Here is a 16,935-nt window from a genome sequence, read left to right on the forward strand (position 1 = left end):
TTTTTTGACTTCACTTTGCTGTTGGTTTATTTAATTTCTTCATATGTTTGATTGTATTCATTTGGTCTAAATTAAAAAGGGAATACTAAAATAATTGAACAATAAGCCAAAGTCATACATAATATATATGAGCATATATTCATATAAAGGGGTGTATAAAATGGGACACAGTCATGGGCACGGACATTCACATGGTCACCATCACACTGGCAATAAAAAGGCTTTGATGTGGGCATTTATTTTAATTGCTGCATTTATGATTGTAGAGGTGATAGGAGGCATATGGACTAACAGCCTTGCGCTTCTGTCGGACGCCGGACATATGCTGAGTGATGCAGCTGCGCTTGGCTTAAGTTTTCTGGCTATCAAAATTGGCGAAAAAAAGGCGACGAACTCAAAAACATTTGGCTATAAACGATTTGAAATTATTGCTGCTTCAATCAATGGAATAACACTGCTCTTAATTTCTCTCTATATTTTCTATGAAGCCTATCACCGCATTCTTGAGCCTCCTGCGGTTCAAAGTATGGGGATGCTGGTAATTTCATCGATCGGGCTTCTCGTCAATATTGCAGCAGCATTCATATTAATGAGCGGGGATAAGGATCACAACTTAAATGTAAGGAGCGCTTTTCTGCATGTTCTTGGTGACCTGCTTGGTTCTGTTGGAGCTATTGCGGCAGCTCTTTTAATTTATTTTTTCGGATGGGGACTTGCTGATCCTATTGCAAGTGTAATCGTAGCAGTTCTTATCCTAATAAGCGGATGGAGAGTGGCAAAGGAGTCTTTCCACATATTAATGGAGGGAACACCTGCCCACCTGGATCCTGAGGAAATTAAAAGTGCGCTCCTCAGACTTACGCATGTCATAGATGTGCACGATCTTCATATTTGGACGATTACTTCCGGGTTTCCTTCTCTTAGCTGCCATCTTGTAATTGAATATGAAGGCGGCCACGATGCAGTCCTTCATGCTGCTCAATCGGTATTGCATGATGAATATGGGATTGAGCATAGCACGATACAAGTGGAAGGAGAAAGAAAGGGCTGTCCCGGCCATAATGAAAGCTGCAATTAATAAGGCCCAAAGGACAGCTTATTCATGAATGCTGGCTATGTTCAATTGCTTGGTTTAATAAACTTATGACATGTTCATCATCATGGCTGTAGAAGAGAGTAGTTCCTTCACGGCGGAATTTTACCAGACGCAGGTTTTTCAAAAAGCGGAGCTGGTGAGAAACCGTAGACTGGAGCAGGGATAAATTTTCGGCAATTTCATTAACAGAGTACTCTCCGTGAAATAATAAGTGAAGAATTCTAAGTCTGGTTGGGTCGGATAGAGCTTTGAAGGTCTGTGAGACCATGAATAAAGTTTCTTCATCCAGGTCATCTGGATACGCCGATTTATTATCTGTCATTTTGTTCACCTCTCTCTTTCATTATAAGATTGTTTTATATAAAACGAAACCGCAGAGATCTCTCTGCGGTTTTAACTTATTATTTTGTCTTTCTGATTTCCTTGTGAATTTCATCAATCAGTTTTTTCATTTCAGCATGAATTTGTTCTTTATCAAGATTTAATTCTGTTTTTATATTTAGCAATGACTTTCCTTGTTCCCTCATCTGGATTATTTCATCCAGATCCTTGTTTGCCGCTTTTGCCACGGCTGCACCTGAAACAAGGAAACGAAGAGGGACTCCTTTGTCAAGATAAGTCTGCAGCACTTGAGGGGATTTTCCGGAATACTCGGAGACCTTTTGCAGAACAGCTTCCTTATGAGTTTCAAGGAACTTTTCCATGTGATGGTGATGATGCTTTTTTATTTTCTCTATATCCACTCCATACTGCTGTGCTGTTTTTTCCCAGGAGGAATTATTTTTTTTGTAAAAGCTTAAAACGTCTTCAACCTTTTTATTTGAAAACTTTGCAATGTGTGCAGCTATAAAGATTTCCTTTTTTGTGAATCCTTGTTCCTGAAGGGATTTCATTAGGGATTCATCAATAATTCTGTGATGGTGCTCATGTTTTTCCTCTTGTGAAGGTGATTTTTCCCTTGGCGCTGTTTCAGCATTAACCGATAAAGCGGCCCCAGCTAAAAAAAGGCAAAATGATATTAGCAGTAGAAATTTTTTATTCATTCTTTATTGCGCTCCTTTCAAAATGATAACTCGTATTTAGCATTTCCCAAGATATTGCTAAACAATAAAAAATTTGGCTGACTTTTTATAGAAAAACACTATGGTCAGAGATATTAATTGTAAAAAAACACTCACTTCGATTACATTAAGAATAAAAGACTGTTCAGGGGCGGTGAAGGCAAAATGAAAATACTTGTTGTGGAAGATAATGAAAGTGTCTGTTCCATGCTGGAAATGTTCTTTATGAAAGAAGGGTATCAGGGTGTATTTGTTCATGATGGCCAGCGGGGGTTTGAGCATTTTAATAAAGAAAAGTGGGATTTGATTATCGTTGATTGGATGCTTCCGGTTATGGATGGTGTGACGCTTTGCCGGAAAATAAGGGAGCTGAGCAAGGTTCCAATTATCATGCTGACGGCTAAAGACAGCGAATCCGATCAGGTTCTGGGCCTTGAAATGGGCGCTGATGATTATGTGACTAAGCCATTCAGCCCGCTGACGCTGATGGCCAGAATTAAAGCTGTCACACGCAGATTTCGGGCTGAATCAGGAACGGATGAACACCACTACGTTGCCAGTGATTATTTTAAAATCAGTAAAGAATCCAGAGAGGCATATTATAATGGGCAGCTTTTAAAAAACTTGACACCAAAGGAATTTGACTTGCTGTATTATCTTGTAAAACATCCGAAGCAGGTTTTTACAAGAGAGCAGCTGCTCGATAGTGTATGGGGTTATCAGTTTTATGGAGATGAAAGAACGGTAGATGTACATATAAAAAGACTCCGGAAAAAAATTGGCACGGACGAGCAGCCATTTATCCATACTGTATGGGGTGTGGGCTATAAATTCGATGAAACGGCAGCGGAAAATGAAGGTTAAGTATTTTTATCAGCTGCTGATTAGTCATGTCAGCATTCTAATATTGGCATTCCTGTTATTAAGCCTTCTCTTCTCCCAGTTTGTGGAGAATTATATTTTTGAAAATAAAGTGGAAGAGCTTGATTCATATGGAGAGCAGATCCTGACAGACATAACAGTCAGGATAGAGGGGGATGAACAATTTTTGACAGAATACAGCCAGCTGCTTGATGCCAGAAATATCAAATATATCCTCTTTGATCATAAAGGGAGGGTCTTATACCCCGAACTTAAATCCGATCCGATGATTCAGCTGACAAAATCTGAGTGGACTGAAATTTCGAAAGGAAATAAAGTAACTGTAAAGCATGATATAGAGCGCTTTGGCCAGGAGGTAACATTGGTTGCCCTTCCATATATGCAGGGGGGCAGCCTTGTTGGCGGAGTCTTGCTTCTGTCTCCTATAACAGGGGCTATGGAGGTTGTCAGCCAATTAAACCGATTTTTATTATATACCATTTTTATTTCACTCTCTGCGACCATTCTCTTAAGTCTTGTTCTCTCCAAAAATCTGATCAAGAGAATAACGGAGCTCAGGAATGCTGCCTCCATGATTTCATCCGGGAACTATGACATTAACATTCCCTACACCTATATGGATGAAATTGGTGAATTGGCTAAAGACTTTAATAATATGGCAGCAAGACTGAGGGAATCTAATGAAGAAATTAAAAGGCTGGAAAATAGAAGAAGGAAATTTATTGCAGATGTCTCGCACGAGCTTCGAACTCCTTTGACCACTATCAGCGGCTTGGCTGAGGGCATTAAGGGAGGTTTGATCCCGGAGGAGGATACAGAAAAAGGGATGATCCTGATAGACAGGGAAGCAAAAAGGCTTATTCGGCTGGTGAATGAAAACTTGGATTATGAAAAGATCCGTTCCAATCAGCTGCAGCTGAATAAAATGGAGATTGATCTCATGGAAGCCTTTGAAATTGTGAAGGAACAGCTGGAAATGCAGGCAGTGGAAAAGGGTAATAAAATTTATTTAGAGGCTGAAGAAGGGACTTCTGTGTATGCGGATTACGACCGGTTAATTCAGATCCTAGTTAATATTGTAAAAAACAGCATTCAATTTACCGAGCAGGGCTCCATATTTTTAAGGGGTAAAGTAGGTCCGGATCAAACATTGATCGTAATAGAAGATACAGGTATAGGCATCGATCCGCAGGAAATTGAGTCGATCTGGCTCCGTTTTTATAAAGCTGATCTATCCCGGACCAATCATTCATTTGGTGAATTTGGCATTGGTCTCTCTATTGTTAAACAGCTTGTTCAGCTGCACAGCGGAGAAATTAGTGTCAGCAGTGAAAAAGGGAAAGGGACCAAGTTTACGATTAGATTTCCACGGGAACAAATAGGCTAAAGAAAAGGAACAGCACTCCAGGAGGCTGTTCCTTTGGTTATTTATCGAAGTATAACAGGCAGATACGGTTTCACTTTAAGACAATACCTCTGTTTCAGTAAAAGGCACTTCTTTTGCAGGGGCAGGCTCTTCTGTTTCAGGTACTGCTGTTACTTCAATATACTTAATATGGTGATCCTCCATATCAAGAATTTTAAAACGATATTTTCCTTTTTCAATTATGTCGCCTTGTTTGGCTTCGTAATTTTCAGTCAATATCCATCCGCCAATGGTATCAATATCTTCATCATTTATATCGATACCCAGCAAGTCGTTAACTTCGCTGACAAGAACTTTTGAATCAATAATATATTGTCCCTCTTGCGTCTTTCTGACCATCGGCACTTCATCCATGTCGAACTCGTCACGGATCTCGCCTACAATCTCTTCGATGATATCCTCAACAGTCACTAGCCCTGAGGTACCGCCGTATTCATCCATTAAAATGGCCATGTGGATGCGGTCCTTTTGCATTTTAAGCAGCAGCTCATGGATAGGGATGCTGTCAATGACCCGGATAATGGGACGGATGTACGATTCAAGAGTGCTTGATGATAATTCCCGGTTCATTATGAAATCTGTCATGACTTCTTTAATATTGACCATGCCAAGAATATGATCTTTATCTCCATCTATAATCGGATACCGAGTAAATTTCTCTTCTTGGACGATTTGAAGAAAATCCTCAAGTGTATCGTCTTTTGAAAGAGAAACTATTTCGGTACGCGGAACCATAATTTCTTTCGCGATACGATTATCAAATTCAAAGATTTTATTTACATACTTAAACTCAGATTGGTTAATTTCGCCGCTTTCATAGCTTTCTGATAAAATGATGCGAAGTTCTTCTTCAGAATGTGCTAAGTCGTGTTCAGAAGCAGGCTTTAATCCAAACATGCTGGTCAATAGGCGGGCAGAGCCATTCAGCGCCCAAATAATCGGATACATGACCCGGTAAAACCAGATTAAAGGACGTGTTGTTAAAAGTGTAACGGCTTCTGCTTTTTGTATTGCCAGAGTCTTTGGAGCCAATTCTCCCACCACTACATGCAGGAAGGTGATAAAAGCAAAAGCAATGCTGATTGAGATTACATGCGAAACGGATGATGGCAGGCCGAAACTGTAGATCACTGGCCGAAGCAGGTGTGCAATTGTCGGCTCACCCAGCCAGCCAAGACCAAGGGCTGTAATGGTAATTCCCAGCTGGCATGCTGATAGATATTCATCCAAATTCGATATTACTTTCTTAGCAGCTATTGCATTTTTATTGCCTTCTTCAATTAGCTGATCAATCCTGGAACTTCGTATTTTAACAATGGCAAATTCCGATGTTACGAAAAACGCCGTTAAAGCAATTAAAATGGCTATAAAAACCAAGTTTAATATGTCCAAATAAGTTCCCCTTCTCCCGCCTAAACGGGCAGGGTGTCACCTCCTGATTTTGTGAAAAATGGGACTAGCTGGTTAAGCCGGAAAGGGAACGGAGCAAAGCAGTACTTTCGGCAGTCAGCTTTCTGGAATAGCCATCTTTCTGCTCATCATCCATTGTATTAATAAGCGGCATGAGCACAGCTATTTCCTGCTGAAGCTGTTTCATCTGTAAAGTCACTGTGTTTATATGCTTTTCAACTTCCCCTGTCTGAATCTCCCTTTTCGTTTTCATTTCTAGTTTTCTTTTAATCTCTTCAAGCGGTAGATGCAGTTGTTTGCATTCTTCAATGAATCTTAAATCAGACAATACTTCTTCTGAATATATGCGATAATTTGATTTTGAGCGTTTCGCTTTTATTAGTCCAATGCTAGTGTAGTAGTCAATTGTTCTTTTAGAAACATTAGCAATATTGGCTAATTCGCCGATACGATAGTAAGCCCCATCATATCACCTCTGTTTTGAATACTTATATCTCCATAATAGTACTTTTCAACAAGAGATATAGTTAGAATTAATTATACGTTGCGGAAACCATACAGTCAAACGTAGCAGTTTGGAAAAAAGGATTACACTTATTTTATGAAATTATTCATAAAATATGAAGTAAAAAGATTCGGAAAAAATAAAAAATTTCAGATGGGTTACATGAAGCAGCTTAAACTGTCTGCAGGCAAGAGAAACCAGAAGCTAAAGTATGCTTCTGGTCTTAAGTAATTCATTTTATTATTTTCACAACTTCAATATAAGAAATATGGTGTCCGTCCATTTCTTTGATCATAAATCTGTATCCATCTTCTTCTATAATGTCTCCCTGTGCAGCATCGTACTTTTGCGTCATGATCCAGCCGCCGATGGTGTCCACATCATCATCAGATAAAGCTGTGCCCAGGAGATCATTTGCTTCTGAAATCAGCAGTTTCGCATCAAGGATATAATGGTTTTCCCCTGACTTTTGAATAAGCGGAAGTTCATCGGCATCAAATTCGTCCCGGATTTCACCTACGATTTCTTCCAGGATATCTTCTGCAGTGACCAATCCGGCAGTTCCGCCATACTCATCAAGGAGAATAGCCATATGTGAACGCTCCTTTTGCATTCTAAGGAGCAAATCATGAATAGGGATGGTTTCAATAACTCTGATGACAGGTTTAATATATTGCAGTAATGGGCGTTCCTCTTCACATTTTTTTCTTACACAGTCAGTTAAGATTTCCTTAACATTCATGATCCCGAGAATATTATCCTTATCGCCAGCAGTGACCGGATAGCGTGTATATCGTTCATTTAATATGAGATCGAGGGTTTCTGCCAGTGATGAATCTTCCGGGATGGTAACAATCTCGGTCCGCGGAACCATAACTTCTTTGGCTATTCTATTGTCAAATTCAAATATTCGATCAACATACTGGTATTCGGATGGGTTAATTTCACCGCTCTTTAAGCTTTCAGATAGGATAATCCGAAGCTCTTCTTCTGAATGAGCCATCTCACTCTCTGAAACCGGCTTCAGTCCAAATAATCCTGTTACAACCCTGGCTGAACCATTTAAAATCCAAATGAACGGATACATTATCTTATAAAATATTATTAATGGCTTTGAAAAAGATAAAGTTATGGCCTCTGCCTTTTGAATGGCAAAGGTTTTTGGCGCAAGCTCCCCAATGACCACATGGAGAAAAGTCACCACAGCGAAAGCAATGACAAAGGAGAGGATATGAGTTAAGGAAGCCTGCAAGCTGAGACTTTCAAATATAGGCTGAAACAGTCTCTCGATAGTCGGTTCACCGAGCCAGCCAAGGCCCAGTGCGGTGATTGTAATTCCAAGCTGACAGGCAGATAAATATTCATCCAGGCTGCTTATCACTTGTTTCGCAGAATGGGCTTTAGGATTTCCTTCCAGGATAAGCTGGTCAATTCGTGAAGTTCGCACTTTAACAATGGCAAATTCAGATGCAACAAAGAAAGCAGTTAATGCAATTAATAAAAATAGCAAGAATAGGTTAAGGGTGATCATATAAAACCCTTCCTGTAAAGGTAAGGGACCGCCACCTCCTTTATAACTACTTTTCCCTTATTCATAAATTTTACAAATAAATCATGAATAAAGGATACATTTTATATGAATTACCCTGAATTAAGAGATGTAATCAGGAGTAATAAATATTGCCGATCCTAAATGCAGGGGAAAATAAAAAAAGCCTGTTCGCAGGCTTTCTGTTTGGCTCTTTTCTCAAAGATTGTTGTTTTTCTTTATGAATTCTGCCCGTTGATTGCAGCAACCGCGGGGAAGAATGCGAGCCTCCTCGGCTTCGCCTGCGGGGTCTCACACTGCCCTCTCCTCCCGCAGGACATTTGATAAGCTACCTCTATCAGGCACCGAACGAAGGAAATGCGTCAGCATTTTCGAGGATCAAGTGCCCACATCGAAGATCAACTCAGCAAATTAAATTAGGTTATGAAAAAGCAACAAACTCTTTCAAAACAGCTTTTAGTTTAAATTCTCCATTCTCTTGCCAGAAGTCCATATACGGCAAGATCGTGATATCGATTATAAAGATACTCGCCATCCCTTATAATACCTTCCTGGCGAAAGCCAAGACGTTCAGGTATCGCTCGGCTTTTTTCATTTCTGATCCCGCAGCGGATTTCGATGCGGTTCAGTTTTAAATCAAAAAAAGCATAATTGATCATGGCCTGCACGCTTCGAGTCATAATTCCGCTTCCCTCAAAATCCTTTGCAAGGTAGTAGCCAATGCTGGTTTGTCTGTTGTTCCAGTCGATTTGGTGAAAACCTATAGAGCCTGCAAGATTTCCCTGATAACGGATTCCGGCATTAAAGCCGTTATTATCGGCAAACTGTTTCAGCCATAAAGGAATAATCGAATGATACTGAACTGGTGAAGCCATATTATCTACCCATGGAAGCCACTCTCTTAAGTGGATGCGGTTTCTGTCCACCAGGTCGAAAAGCTCTTCTGAATGATGAAGCTGGAACAATTGTAATTCTATTTCTTCATCTACTTTTAATGAAAACAAGTGATAAACCTCCTTCACCCAAACTGCAAATAATATTAATAATAATCTGGAAAAAAATAAAAGTATATGATTTTTTTGTAAAAAGGCTACTTTGAATGAAAGATGAAAAAGCTGCTCCCGGTTCGGAGTCAGCTCTTGTCTTTAGTCAGCTTTTCAGTTGGAAGAGTTATGCTGAACACGGTCCAGTCTGATTCGGTGTCGCAGGTCAGAGTCCCTTGGTGCTTTTCAATTATTTCTCTGCAAACAAATAGACCAAGCCCCGTTCCGAGTGTTTTGGTTGTAACAAATGGCTCAAATATAGAATTAACAAGATGATCCGGAATTCTCGGCCCATTGTTGGAAATATCCAGCTTAATCTGACCATCCGGAACCCATTTGCTCTTAATATGGATGACAGGGTCGCTCCGGTACTGTGTAAGCACATCAATAGCATTGAAGATAATATTGATGAAAACTTGACGGATTTCATCCGCATAGCCAACCAAATAGATATCTTCTTTCATATCCTGAAGAATCGTAACCTTTCCATCCAAAATACTGGGATACAAAAATATAAGGACTTCATCTATTAATTCATTTAAAGAGAAAGTGATTTTTTCTTTTCCAATCAGTTCCTTTTTAGATAGGAGCAAGAATTGTGAAATTCTAAAATTCAGCTGCTCCAGTTCATTTGAAATGATATCTAAATACTTCATGGAGGGATTTTCGGATTTTAACAGCTGAATAAACCCTTGTACAGACGTAAGCGGATTTCTGAATTCATGAATAAAGCTTGAAGTCATCTGGCCCAGCAGCGTTAATCTATCTTTATGGGTGGAATCGATAAATTGTGTTTTTTCCTTTATTATCTGATCCTTGGCGTCCGTATATCTGGACACAGCGTGATACAAGAATTTATCGAAACAATAACCGATTTTTTCGTACTGTCTCTGGAGATCATTAAAATGTATTTCAGAACGATTCAATATATTGAGAATGATCGTTCTTCCCAGATTGACATTATAAACAAAATCTCCAATATTAATATCTGCTTTTACTCGCTGTTCAGCGACAGAGTACGCCAGTTTCTGAATATAGTCTTCGAGTTCTTTCCCATCTTTCAGCAATATTTGAATCACCAATTGGTACATGGCGTCGCCATTATCTTTAATTTTATCTTTAAAAGGATCATCCCTATTTATGAGGATTTTATCGTTCCATTCCCTTAAAAGGTTTTCTCTTTCCGTCAGAAGCAGCTCCAAAATGGCATTATTTGTTTCAATCGTCATTTTATCCTCCACTTTTTTTTCATAGTAACACTTAACCCATAAATTTCGATAGAATTTTTTAAAATCCTCTGTTAATTTTATGGAAAATTACAGTAATTTTTACCCTGTAGATTATAGCTAACTCGTGACTAAATGCACAGTTATTTTTTTGATATAATTGGTATAGTTAAAGGAAAAGCTAGTTTTTAATTTGTAATATTGTCATTATTTCTTTTATAATATATAAAACAGGTGTAAATTTACACCAACAACAAAAAAGGAATGAAGCTGCATTGACTAGAGATGAAATTATACTGAAAGTTTCAGATAAGATACGTCTTATTCGGACAGAGGCAGGATACACACAGGATAAAATGGCGGAAATTATTGGTGTTTCAAAAAAGACCCTGGTTCAAATAGAGAAAGGGCGAGCGGAGGCAGGCTGGTCCACAGTGGTAGCTGTTTGTGCATTATTCAGAGAAACGGAAACAGTCCGGTTTTTGTTTGGAAATGAACCGCTTGAAGTCCTTGAGACTATTGCCAGAGAAGGAATCGATTATAGGAAGGAAAAGACTCTTGGCGGAAAGCTATGGTGGCGGGAAATAAAGAGAAGCAACGGTTTGATCCTTCAGCAAAACATTATCAGCCAGCACTACAGGATTATTGACCAGGACCATTTTAGGATTTACAGCAGTTTCGATGAATTGTCTTCTAAAGAACGGTTTGAGGAGCTCGCAGCAGAGAATAAAGACCTTCAGCAACAATAAAAAAGCAGCCGCCGGGCTGCTTTTTTATTTTACGGGATATTCCTTATCTTTAGCTATAAGAACCGGACAAGTGGCACTTTTGGCAATTTTTGTACTGGTGCTCCCAAGGAACATTTCTTTAATTCCGCCTTTGCCTGAGTTTCCCACAATGATTAAATCAGCGTTTTCGGCCGCTGCATATTCACATATGCTTTCTGCCGGGCCCCCCTCAAGAACTTCGAACTTTGCATTAATGCCATAAGGCTCAAGGATTTCCTTTGCATTATAAAAAGTATTGTCAACACTATGCTTTACTCTTGCGTGTGTATTGGACGAGGATTCATCATGATATACCGGAAGAGGAGGAATCTGAATTCCTTCCAGCAGATAGCCGTTTGTTCTAACAGGCTCCACCGCTTTTTTATTAGTTATGGGGATATTTTCCACTGTTTCTTCAAAGACCTGAGCAACCAGGAGCTGAGCTTCAGGATTTTGTTTAACTAATCCGATTGCCATATTCAATGCCTGCCTGCTGCCATCCGAATCATCATAGCCCAATACAATTCTATTAATATTCATCAATGTTCACTCCTTCTTAAAATAAGGAAACTTATTGTTTATATACCCTTAGCTGTAAAGAGTAAATCATAAAAATCATCAGGGCTGGAAAACTTAGGCTATATTCGTAAAGTTGTTGTTTTTCATAACTTTAATTAAATCAACGGGCAGTATTCATATACAAAGAATAACAATCTTTGAAATAGAGCCAAAACTTTTAATACCCCCATAAAAAATGACCGGATTCCGTAAGGTCTAATGCATATTTTCAGCTGTGAAGAGTGACCTTGAAAATTTCAGGGTATATTTTATATGTCCAAAAGAAATTACCATGGAAATAAAATACTATATAAAAACATATTTTTTGAAGTTATGCTGTTATCGGTGTAATCTGAAGACTTCCGAACAAGTGCAAACTAATTTTCATCAAGACTAATGGAGGAAATATGAGAAAGAGAACTTCAGTTATTAAAAAGTTTCAGTTAACTTGGAATAAACTGCACCTGACACAGGTATCCATATTGTTTGCATCTACTTTGGTCCTGGCTTTCTTAAGCTTCGTCTATTTTTCATATAAGGATGCGGATATAAGTGCGCTTGAAGCAGGGCTTGCGCAATCAACAGTCATTTATGACGGAGATGGGGAAGTAGCCAGCAAGATCTCTGCAAATAAAAATGAAGGCATTTCCATTGATCAAATTCCAGATCATATGAAGAATGCTGTAATCGCGATTGAAGATCACCGTTTTTATGATCATGGCGGCATTGATTTAAAAGGAATTGGCAGGGCCTTTTTTACAAACGTGAAAGCAGGCGGAATAGTAGAGGGCGGGAGTACGCTTACCCAGCAGCTGACCAAAAATGCCTTATTATCTGCAGAAAAAACATATAAAAGAAAACTGGAAGAATTCTTCCTTGCGCTTGAAATCGAAAAGGAATACAGCAAAGACGAAATTCTTCAGATGTATCTAAACCAGGTTTATTTTGGGGAAGGCGCCTGGGGGATCAAACGGGCGGCGATGAAGTACTATGGAAAGGATGTTGAGGATCTGTCCATTAGCGAAGCCGCACTGCTGGCAGGGCTGGTTAAAGCCCCATCAGCCATCAATCCATACCAAAATGAAGAAAAGGCAATTGAAAGAAGGAATACCGTCCTTGATCGTATGAAGGAATATGGCTTTATTTCTGAAAAGGAATGGGAAAAAGCAAAAAATGAAAAGCTTGTCTTCGAAGACGGCGGCGGTGATCCCCTTAAAGGGAAATACCCTTATTATGTAGACGCTGTACTGGAAGAGGCGATGAAAAAATACAATATTTCGCTAGATGAGCTTTTAAGTGAAGGGTATCAAATATATACAGAGCTTGATCAGGATATGCAGAGCAGTGTAGAAGAAACCTATACAAATGATCAATTATTTCCTAAAGGTACTGGAGATCAGCCAGTACAAAGCGGAGCTGTACTTCTGGATCCGAAGAATGGCGGAATTCGCGCCCTTGCAGGCGGAAGAGGCGAACATACCCTTCTTGGACATAACCGTGCCGTTCATAAAGTGGGCCAGCCTGGATCGACAATGAAACCGATCGTGCCATATGCAGCCGCATTGGAATCGGGTTGGAAGATCACAGATGAACTTAAAGATGAAAAAATGACATTTGGCAAAGATTATGAGCCGAATAACTACAACGGACAGTTCCGGGGAAATGTGCCAATGTATGAAGCAGTCAAGGACTCATTGAATGTTCCTGCTGTATGGCTTTTGGATGAGGTTGGTGTGGAAAAAGGGGTAGATGCAGCATCAAGGTTTGGCATACCTGATGACGCCATCAATCGAAATCTTGCACTTGCTCTTGGGGGAACAAGTGAATGGGTGTCTCCATTGACCATGGCACAGGCATATGCTGTATTTGCAAATGGCGGCGAGAGGCCGGAAGCCCACTCCATTACAAAAATAGTCGATAAAGACGGAGTCACTGTAGCAGAGTGGAAAGGTGAGAATACAAAAGTCATTTCCAAGGATGTTGCAGACAATATAACAACCATGCTACTTGGGGTGGTTCAGCATGGTACAGGGAAGGCTGCCCAAATACCAGGCAGAGAAGTTGCAGGGAAAACAGGAAGTACACAAATGACCATCGAAGGCATTGACGGAGTTAAAGACCAATGGTTTGTCGGCTACACACCACAGCTCGTAGGTGCTGTGTGGGTTGGCCATGATAATACAGATGCGAATAATTATCTTACAACTTCAAGCAGTGAAGGCACTGCTCCAATATTCCGGACAATCATGTCAGAAGCTTTGAAAAATCAGGAAGCTGAATCATTTAATGTCCCTCATATAGCCGGTCTGATGGAACAAAGACAAAAAGAGCTGCAAAGAAAAGCCTGGGAAGAAAAGATAAAGAAAGAAAAAGAAAAGATAAAAGATAAAATAGAAAAAGAAAAAGGAAAATGGAAAGAAAAATGGAATAAAGGGAAAGAAAAACGCAAAGAAAAAGAAAAAAAGAGAGATAAAAAGAAAGATAGAGAAAAGAAGCATGATTAATGAATTATATTTTACGAGTACAGTGAAAAACTGTACTCTTTTTTTAAAGGAGGCACCTAACATGGCAGAAAAATTCTATGATGCATTAGCGGAAGAGTATCACTTGATATTTGAGGATTGGGATCGATCCATTTCAAGGCAGGGTGATGTATTGGATAATCTTTTATCAGCAGAAGGCATAGAAAAAACATCATCCCTATTGGATTGTTCATGCGGAATAGGAACTCAGACATTAGCTCTGGCCAAAAAGGGATACAAAATAACCGCATCCGACATTAGCGGAAAATCTATAGGAAGAGCAAAAAGAGAAGCAGAACAGAGACAACTGGATATCCCATTTTTTCAGGCAGACATGAAGGAGTTATCATCTGTCCACAAGGAAACTTTCCGGGCCATCCTCTCTATGGATAATGCCTTGCCCCATCTTATGGACGAAAAAGAATGTATCAAGGCACTTAAAGAGGTTTACAGTTTACTCAGCGGGAAAGGTATTTTTCTCTTTTCTATCAGGAATTATGATGAAATACTAAAAGAAAAGCCATCATCCACCTTGCCAGCAATAAGGGATCACACTATAACCTTTCAGCTTTGGGAGTGGCAGCAGCATTCCGATATATATAATTTGAGGCATTTTACAATGGTGGAAAAGGATGGGGATTGGTCTGTGTCTGAGAGAAATTCTCAGTATAGGGCCTATCGAAGGGAAGACTTAAACCAGCTTCTGCACAAAGCCGGTTTTCGAGAGGTGAAATGGCTCCTCCCTGAAGAGTCAGGTTTTTATCAGCCAATTGCGGTTGCATATAAATAAAAAAAGGCCATCCGGCCTTTTTTTTAATAGTTATATTTTAGAATAACCAGTTGATTAGCGCTCCAATTACCACAATCGCTCCAACTACCATAAAAATTGTACGTATCATCTATTTTTCACTCCATTCTCTCTGCATTAAAATAGTCATTTTACAGCTGAATTGTTTCAGCTGCATTAATGAAACGTTTTTCTGACAGGCGAACCTCAGAAACATGGTTGCTGCATATATCTTTAATGTGCTGCAGATGGTTCTGAACTTCTGTTCCTTCCACAATGATTTTCAGGCTTGTTTGCTGCTTCACTGTTAAAAGGAAGGAAACTAATTTAGAAAGGTTTGAGGCATCCACCGCTTTATGTTTGCTGTAGAGATAAGTGGTGCCATCAAATTGTTTTGACGCCTGGTAAATTTCAAGCATTTTCTTCATTGTGAACTTGTTTTGAACTAATACATTAGCAGAAATAATTTCTTTCATTTTAAAAATCTCCTTTTAATAAAGTATTTTATATTAATCGTTTAATGATGTGGTTGTATTATGGAATTACCCCGGTGATTACAACCGTAAACCACCTGGTTCAAAGTGTGAATAATTACCTTTTTACTTCATCCGATTTAGGGGTTTGAATCACTTTCAGTCTCAAGAAGGAGATTAAAACCATCATAAGCCGCTTTATCAAATGTTAGTCTCAATTTATATTTATGATATAAATCAGGGAAACTGAGGTAAAAGAGATGCAAAAATTCCGGGGTATTTTCCAAAATGCCAATTATGTAAAATTATTTTTCGCCAACTTCACTTCTCAGATGGGAAGTACGATTGGTTTAACTGCCTTTATGTTTTATTTGCTGGATCGTTTCTCAGAACAGCCTTTTTATGCCGCACTAACAGAATTGATGTTTTCTGTTCCAACTCTGGCGGTGTTTTTTTTAGTTGGAGTGTTTGCGGATAGGATGGATCGCCAAAAAATAGCTTATCATTGTGATTGGATTAGCGCGCTATTATCAATTGTGTTTTTGCTGACTGTTATTATTGGCTGGATGCCGCTGGTATTTGCAGTATTGTTCCTGAGGAGTGCTATTCAGAAATTCTTCTTTCCTGCTGAACATGGTATGATTCAAGGCATTTTGAAAAGTGAAGATTATACGACCGCTGCAGGCCTTAATCAGGTTGTGATGAGTCTTTTCATGCTGTTCGGAAACGGGCTTGGTATTCTTGCTTACTGGACAGTGGGAGTATACGGTGCAATTGCAGCTGATGCGCTTACCTTTATCATCAGTGCTTTATTAATAAAATCCTGCCGCATACCCGAAGAGGTCCGTCTGCCAAATGGCGCGCATGGGATTAGAGACTTGGATATACCGTTTGTCTTCAAGGACTTTATACAGGGGATCAAATATATTATCGAGCATAAATTATTATCTGCCTTGCTTGTTGGCTTTTTCGTTTTCGGTGTGGTAAATGGAGGTTTTTCAGTCATGCCTATTTTTATGCTGAAATATAAGCTCGAGCCGCAATCCTATGAGGAATATTCAGTCTTGCTCGGAATAACATTTGGGATTGGTGTTCTGATTGGAAGCTTTGTTGCTTCTTTGCTCACTCAAAAATTCAAGCTATATCAGCTCATCATTGCCGGACTGCTGTTAACCGGCAGCTTCATCATTGCTGCATCTTTTGCAGAGAACACGTTTATTTTCCTTTCTTTATTATTTGCTGCAGCGTTTGGCCTTCCTTTAGTGAACGTCGCAATTGGCGGCTGGATGCCAAGCATTGTGGATCCGAAGATGATGGGAAGAGTACAGGGATGAGTAAGTCCGCTGATGATGCTTTCACAATCTATAACACTCGGATTAATTGCTGTCAGCTTTCCAGGATTCCTAAGAGTGGAAATGCTATATTGGATGGTAGGCGGCTGTTTAGCACTTGTTGGTGTATTTTACAGCCTCGTTCTCCCAGGATTAACGAAAAAAAACGAAAAAAGCGGTAAAGCACATTCTTTAGAACAGACTGGTGCAGTATAATGTAATAAAAGTCCCTATAATAGGGGCTTTTTATGTATGAAAAAATAATTTTCAATAAATAATGAACCTTTTCATCTCTTAAA

15 protein-coding genes and 1 pseudogene are annotated in these 16,935 nt (G+C 39.4%); 7 read left to right on the forward strand and 9 right to left on the reverse strand.

Going from position 1 to position 16,935, the window contains the following annotated elements:
- The first annotated feature begins 160 nt into the window (after positions 1-160).
- The gene (locus tag AC6CHU_RS13585; protein WP_251284915.1) at positions 161-1,078 is read left to right on the forward strand and encodes a cation diffusion facilitator family transporter; all 918 of its coding nucleotides are present in this window, start codon (positions 161-163) and stop codon (positions 1,076-1,078) included.
- Between the two features lie 22 nt (positions 1,079-1,100).
- Here the strand turns inward: AC6CHU_RS13585 and AC6CHU_RS13590 are convergent, their stop codons facing one another.
- Positions 1,101-1,418 carry an ArsR/SmtB family transcription factor gene (locus tag AC6CHU_RS13590; RefSeq protein WP_159865888.1) on the reverse strand — a complete coding sequence of 106 codons (318 nt, stop codon included), beginning with the start codon at positions 1,416-1,418 and terminating at the stop codon, positions 1,101-1,103.
- 79 nt (positions 1,419-1,497) lie between these two features.
- Positions 1,498-2,139, reverse strand: a complete 642-nt coding sequence (locus AC6CHU_RS13595; protein ID WP_159865891.1) for a hypothetical protein — start codon at positions 2,137-2,139, stop codon at positions 1,498-1,500.
- Positions 2,140-2,322: 183 nt separating this feature from the next.
- Here AC6CHU_RS13595 and AC6CHU_RS13600 point away from each other — a divergent pair, with 183 nt between their 5' ends.
- Positions 2,323-3,021: a response regulator transcription factor gene (locus AC6CHU_RS13600; protein WP_159865894.1), complete on the forward strand. Its 699-nt coding sequence runs from the start codon at positions 2,323-2,325 to the stop codon at positions 3,019-3,021.
- Positions 3,011-4,426 (forward strand): sensor histidine kinase, encoded by a 1,416-nt coding sequence (locus tag AC6CHU_RS13605; RefSeq protein WP_159865897.1) that lies wholly within the window; start codon positions 3,011-3,013, stop codon positions 4,424-4,426. Before AC6CHU_RS13600 ends, AC6CHU_RS13605 begins: the two co-directional genes overlap by 11 nt.
- Before the next feature lie 75 nt (positions 4,427-4,501).
- On the opposite strand, the gene AC6CHU_RS13610 is transcribed toward AC6CHU_RS13605, so the two are convergent.
- The 5 genes from AC6CHU_RS13610 to AC6CHU_RS13630 form a co-directional block, all read right to left on the reverse strand.
- Positions 4,502-5,857, reverse strand: a complete 1,356-nt coding sequence (locus AC6CHU_RS13610; RefSeq protein WP_498122056.1) for a hemolysin family protein — start codon at positions 5,855-5,857, stop codon at positions 4,502-4,504.
- 64 nt (positions 5,858-5,921) lie between these two features.
- Positions 5,922-6,323 carry a MerR family transcriptional regulator gene (locus AC6CHU_RS13615; protein WP_159866235.1) on the reverse strand — a complete coding sequence of 134 codons (402 nt, stop codon included), beginning with the start codon at positions 6,321-6,323 and terminating at the stop codon, positions 5,922-5,924.
- 289 nt (positions 6,324-6,612) lie between these two features.
- On the reverse strand, positions 6,613-7,911 hold the full coding sequence (locus AC6CHU_RS13620; protein ID WP_159865903.1) for a hemolysin family protein: 1,299 nt from the start codon (positions 7,909-7,911) through the stop codon (positions 6,613-6,615).
- A gap of 479 nt (positions 7,912-8,390) precedes the next feature.
- Entirely contained in the window at positions 8,391-8,933 is a 543-nt protein-coding gene (locus AC6CHU_RS13625) for a GNAT family N-acetyltransferase (RefSeq protein ID WP_251284970.1), read from the reverse strand.
- 128 nt (positions 8,934-9,061) lie between these two features.
- On the reverse strand, positions 9,062-10,201 hold the full coding sequence (locus tag AC6CHU_RS13630) for a histidine kinase N-terminal domain-containing protein (RefSeq protein WP_159865909.1): 1,140 nt from the start codon (positions 10,199-10,201) through the stop codon (positions 9,062-9,064).
- Positions 10,202-10,473: 272 nt separating this feature from the next.
- Between AC6CHU_RS13630 and AC6CHU_RS13635 the strand changes: the two genes are divergently transcribed.
- Positions 10,474-10,947: a helix-turn-helix transcriptional regulator gene (locus AC6CHU_RS13635; protein ID WP_159865912.1), complete on the forward strand. Its 474-nt coding sequence runs from the start codon at positions 10,474-10,476 to the stop codon at positions 10,945-10,947.
- A 24-nt stretch (positions 10,948-10,971) separates the two neighbouring features.
- Here the strand turns inward: AC6CHU_RS13635 and AC6CHU_RS13640 are convergent, their stop codons facing one another.
- The gene (locus AC6CHU_RS13640) at positions 10,972-11,505 is read right to left on the reverse strand and encodes a universal stress protein (protein ID WP_498122059.1); all 534 of its coding nucleotides are present in this window, start codon (positions 11,503-11,505) and stop codon (positions 10,972-10,974) included.
- Positions 11,506-11,930: 425 nt separating this feature from the next.
- On the opposite strand from AC6CHU_RS13640, the gene AC6CHU_RS13645 reads away from it, so the two are divergent.
- Positions 11,931-14,027, forward strand: a complete 2,097-nt coding sequence (locus tag AC6CHU_RS13645; RefSeq protein WP_498122061.1) for a transglycosylase domain-containing protein — start codon at positions 11,931-11,933, stop codon at positions 14,025-14,027.
- Between the two features lie 61 nt (positions 14,028-14,088).
- On the forward strand, positions 14,089-14,835 hold the full coding sequence (locus AC6CHU_RS13650) for a class I SAM-dependent methyltransferase (protein ID WP_498122063.1): 747 nt from the start codon (positions 14,089-14,091) through the stop codon (positions 14,833-14,835).
- A gap of 149 nt (positions 14,836-14,984) precedes the next feature.
- Here the strand turns inward: AC6CHU_RS13650 and AC6CHU_RS13655 are convergent, their stop codons facing one another.
- Positions 14,985-15,308, reverse strand: a complete 324-nt coding sequence (locus AC6CHU_RS13655; protein ID WP_498122065.1) for an HPr family phosphocarrier protein — start codon at positions 15,306-15,308, stop codon at positions 14,985-14,987.
- 257 nt (positions 15,309-15,565) lie between these two features.
- Between AC6CHU_RS13655 and AC6CHU_RS13660 the strand changes: the two are divergent.
- Positions 15,566-16,852 (forward strand): annotated as a pseudogene (locus AC6CHU_RS13660) (MFS transporter).
- The last annotated feature ends 83 nt before the right edge of the window (positions 16,853-16,935 follow it).

It is taken from the genome of Cytobacillus sp. GQ23 (genome assembly GCF_059758675.1).